At 36.5% G+C, this 4,584-nt stretch carries 3 protein-coding genes; all 3 read left to right on the top strand.

The genetic code is table 11. The annotated features are described in order from the left end of the window. The first annotated feature begins 364 nt into the window (after positions 1-364). Positions 365-1,348, top strand: coding sequence for an integron integrase (locus CXF74_RS20585; protein WP_101084412.1), 984 nt, complete (start codon positions 365-367; stop codon positions 1,346-1,348). Between the two features lie 467 nt (positions 1,349-1,815). Then, entirely contained in the window at positions 1,816-2,250 is a 435-nt protein-coding gene (locus CXF74_RS20590; RefSeq protein ID WP_101084414.1) for a hypothetical protein, read from the top strand. A gap of 118 nt (positions 2,251-2,368) precedes the next feature. Beyond that, positions 2,369-4,198 (top strand): hypothetical protein, encoded by a 1,830-nt coding sequence (locus CXF74_RS20595; protein ID WP_101084415.1) that lies wholly within the window; start codon positions 2,369-2,371, stop codon positions 4,196-4,198. Positions 4,199-4,584 lie beyond the last annotated feature (386 nt).

A 4,584-nucleotide genomic window follows, 5' to 3' on the forward strand; every position in this document is an offset into this window, starting at 1 on the left:
AGCTTTATATACAACACAGTGACGTAAAAAGCTCTTTCTAGCGCCACAATAGCCATGTTGTATATATTAATTATTTAAAAAAAACAGAATAATCAACAAAACAAACAAAATCAATAAATTATAAATTTAATTTCTAAAATAGTGAATAGAGAAACACGTCACCCTGTTGCCTATACTCATTTTCGAAATCCCCCCAACACTCTGTTTTTATAGAAAAACAAATGAGTGCCATTAATAACCTTCACTGTGACGCTTTTTACAGTTCCGACAAAAGCAACACGGTGACGCAGAACTCGATTTATTAACATAAAGCGCTACAATAACTGTATATAAATCCAGTTACATTTATATAACAGGAGGGGCTATGTACGATGTACAAAAATCAATTTCAACTGACTCAAGTCGTTTTATGGATCAATTTCGGATACTTATTCGTAGTCGCCATTATGCCTATAAAACAGAGAAAACTTATTGTTATTGGGTCTGTTCATTTATACGCTTTCATCATTACAAGCACCCTGAGAAAATGGGCAATGCTGAAATAGAAGCTTTTCTTCAACACCTTTCAGTCACAATGCAAGTAGCAGGTAATACACAAAAAACGGCGCTTAATGCCATTATATTTATGTATCGCGAATTCCTGAAAGTTGATATTCAAGGATTAAAGTTTAAATATGCGACTAAGCCAAGACAGTTGCCCACTGTTTTTACCCACTTGGAAGCACAATCCGTCATCAATAACTTATCCGGCAACTATAAATTATGCGCGCAGTTGATGTACGGATGTGGTTTACGAATTTCTGAAACAACGCGCTTACGACTAAAAGATATCGACTTCGGAATGAACTGCATTGTCGTTCACGAAACCAAAGGTGACAAATCGCGTAGAACATTATTGCCTAACGCTTTATTGCAACCGTTAAAGCTACAACTTGAAACAAGCCTGCTTGGACACAAAGTCGATTTAGCGAGGGGTTTTGGCTCCGTCTATTTACCGGGTGCGTTAGCACGAAAATACTCAAATGCGGCATTTGAACCTGCATGGCAATACTTGTTTCCAGCAATAGCCCTTTCCGTTGATCCACGCACTAACATTAGTAGAAGGCACCATATATCTGAGCAGAGTGTGCAGCGAAAGGTTAAACAAGCGATTACAAAATTAAACATTATGAAAAAAGCCAGTTGCCATACCTTTCGTCATAGTTTTGCAACACGACTATTAGAAGCGGGTACCGATTTAAGAAACATTCAGGAATTACTAGGGCATAGCGATATCAGTACAACACAAATCTACTTACACGTTGTGGGTCTACATGAACGTGGAATTGTCAGTCCAGTAGATGGGTAAGTTGGTCTTTCAAAAAAAAAGGCGAATTATGCGACAGCATAGTGTAATGAGCGCGTTAAGCTCTGCGTACGCTTTGTCAGGTGTAAGCTCAAGACAGTGCAGGGATGCACTGTTTGAGCTGGTGCGATCAGAAGTGCTTAATTGAACAAGATTAGAAAACGCTACGGGCCAGCTCTCTTTTGGTTACTTTTCTCTACTGGTTTAGAGAGCATGCTACCTCACACTGCGAAACTTCGTTTCGGTTGTTCATTCGCTACTCGCCTACAGGCGAAACCACTGATAATTAAGATTAAACCCAGCCTCAATGAGCGCCAGCGACCTATAAACTAAAAACTACAACATCCCTATATTTCCGTTTAAAAGCAATTAAAAAACTTGGGTGCCCCACTTTTACATCTCATTTTAATTGCGTAAAAACAACCAAATGATACACTGTACTTTATTATTCATAGCGAAAAGAAATATTAATGAAACTATTAAAATTAATCTGCATCACAGCACTGATGTTTACCTCATTTTCTGCGAATGCCACTGATATAGCTTGGAAGCAGGCATCTTCAGAGTTTTATCAAATTGAAGCCATTGTTTTTACAACCGGTGCAAATACTAAAAGTGTTGGGGTAACTTATCCTGATGACGTATGTCGTGACTTCTCAAACGAATACTTACGCGTGCCTAGTGTGATAGTTAATGGTAATGAAGTACGTTTTAGACGCCAATGTATCGGTTATCAAAAAGCATTAATGTTTGCAGTATCTCAAGCAGGCAAAAATTACATGGTTAACGAGTTCAGAAGCAAAAATACAGTCACCATGATACAAGGCGGTGATAAATTCACATTCTCAGCCAAAGGTTTTAGCAAATCATTCAGCAAACCAACAGCAAGTATGGGTGGATTGTAAGTCCCAAAAAATAACAGAAAATTAACGGTAAAATAAGAGACGAGTATCTAGTCGTTATTTTTCAAATAATTATAAATAACTTTGAACTACAGATTAAGTGCCTCCAAAGGAGTAATACATGGTTAGTGTCACGCGTATCGATAGCTTATTGAAGGCAGGCGAAGAACTAAGTAATGCTATAAAGCAACTAGACCTGAATCAGTCTGTTAAACAAGAAAATATTCTAAATAGCTTTCTGTTTAATCAATATCAAATCATAAATATCGCTTTACAGCAGCTTCATACTAATAATGGCTTAGATGATTTGTTTATAAAGTTTCATGATGCGCGAGAAGCTTGCTCTAGGATATTAGAACATGAACAACGTATATCTTTGAGCATAATCAATTCTAGCTTAAAGTTACAAGATCTAATAAACAAGGAGCTAAATGATTTTAGTCTTCTAAAGAATAAAGAAGAGTTAAAGAATAATAATGCATTTGATAGTAAAACCCAAAAACTACAACAAGCAGAATTATCACTTTTAGATTCATTAAATCAACTTAATATCGTCAAAAATGACTTAGACAACCTATCAATTTTGCCTAAGCACATTGAAGAAAAAATAAAAGGCAATTCAGAAAGTTTACTTAAGGAGACTAAAGAATCTATAGCTTTGAATATTGAGAGTGCTAAAGAGTATATCAACTCCTCCTTAAACTCTGCGCAAAACGAATTTGACGTTTATACAAAAAGAGGAGAAAGGAAAATTGAGCAATTAACAACGAATGCTCAATCTATATATAAAGAACACTCTACAGAATTAGCTGATACGTTTATTAAATTAGAAGATGAGTCAGCTAATCGTATTCAAGTTCGAATTCAGAAAGCTGAAGCTATTGCTACAGATTTGACAAAAAGAGTTCAAGATATACTTGAAGAAATTGACGAGATTACTTCAAGCCAAAAATTGGCTTTTAGTCAATTTATTAAGGAAACACGTGATGATTTGGTTAATTCGATTAATAGTTCATCTTCAGTGGGTGTTAATGATATTCAGAAATCTCAATCGAAGGCTCTATCTTTAATTGATGAGAAGGCCAATGAAGATATTGCTGATATTAAAAATCGAATTAAAACTGAAGTTGATAAATTTGAATCAAAACGTAAGCAAATGGATGCACTGCTAGAGAAAGTTGGCCTCGCTACAGATGCTGATGTGACAATCACCCAAGCAAATAAAGAAGAAAAAACAGCGAATGATTTACGAAAGAGTGGCTTACTTTTACTCTATATTTCAATCGGATTACTTGTGGCTATGTTTGCTGAATTTATCGGTGTTGATCTTGTTTCTGAATCGTCAAAAACATTTAATGACTTAACATGGGAATTTGGTATTAGTCGATCATTAATACCTGCAGTTTTATTCATTATTTCTTGGATAATGCTAATAACCAATCGAAAGGTATCGAAGGACACAGATAAGAAAAACGAGTTAGTTCCTTATGTTATTATGTTTTTATCTATCATTATGTTTACTTATTTATTCTCTGAGTTTGTAGGTATTAAGTTTTTATCCGATATCGAAAAGACTGGGAACTCTCCAAATCTGATCGACTTTGTTTTTCGTTTTATGACAGTGTTGCTAGTAAGCTCTCCTGCAATCTATATGCTAAAAGAATCCGCGGCACATAGAGGAAAAGAAAATTTATATCGCCAGCGAGGAACCCAATTGGTTACGATTAGTGGTTATCTATCTGACCTAAAAGATGAGCCTAAAGCTGAAGTTAAGAAGCAATTAGCTAAGAACTTCTTTAGTTTTCATGATGGTAAAGCAGATACGAGTAATGTTCCTGATTTTATTAAAAATATGAATGAAGCTATAAGTTTAGCGAAAAGCATTACGCCTACTACGAATCATCAGCCAGCTAGTAGTGACGCTAAAGATAGTAACAGTAAAAGTAATTAAGCTTTGATACCATACTACGTGGCTGCACAGATCCCCGTTTAAGTTTTCCTTGTACGGTTAAGCACTTCAGCAACCGTAGGCATGGATGCCTAGGTAGGCTCAAGACAGTGCAGGGACGAACTGTTTGAGCTGGTGCGATCAGAAGTGCTTAATTGGACAATATTAGAAAACGCCACGGGCTGCTTTTCCTTTGGTTACTTTCCTTTGGCAGTTCAAAGGAAAGTAACTCGCTCAAAAGGCGAAAACAACACAATATAAGCTAAATCAATGACTGGATGAGCGCAGACGAACTAGTCACTCCCACACTGAGATCCCGGCTTAAAAGACTACCGGGATGACGGGGTTCTGCACAGATGAACTAGCGATTCTAGCACTGAGATCCCGGC

This window comes from Psychromonas sp. Urea-02u-13, assembly GCF_002835995.1.
In the GTDB taxonomy this organism is placed as follows: domain Bacteria; phylum Pseudomonadota; class Gammaproteobacteria; order Enterobacterales; family Psychromonadaceae; genus Psychromonas.

Excerpts from the sequence above, each read along its gene's own strand:
- CXF74_RS20585 (WP_101084412.1), top strand. The coding sequence starts at position 365 with ATGTACGATGTACAAAAATCAATTTCAACTGACTCAAGTCGTTTTATG.
- CXF74_RS20595 (WP_101084415.1), top strand. The coding sequence starts at position 2,369 with ATGGTTAGTGTCACGCGTATCGATAGCTTATTGAAGGCAGGCGAAGAA.
- CXF74_RS20590 (WP_101084414.1), top strand. The coding sequence starts at position 1,816 with ATGAAACTATTAAAATTAATCTGCATCACAGCACTGATGTTTACCTCA.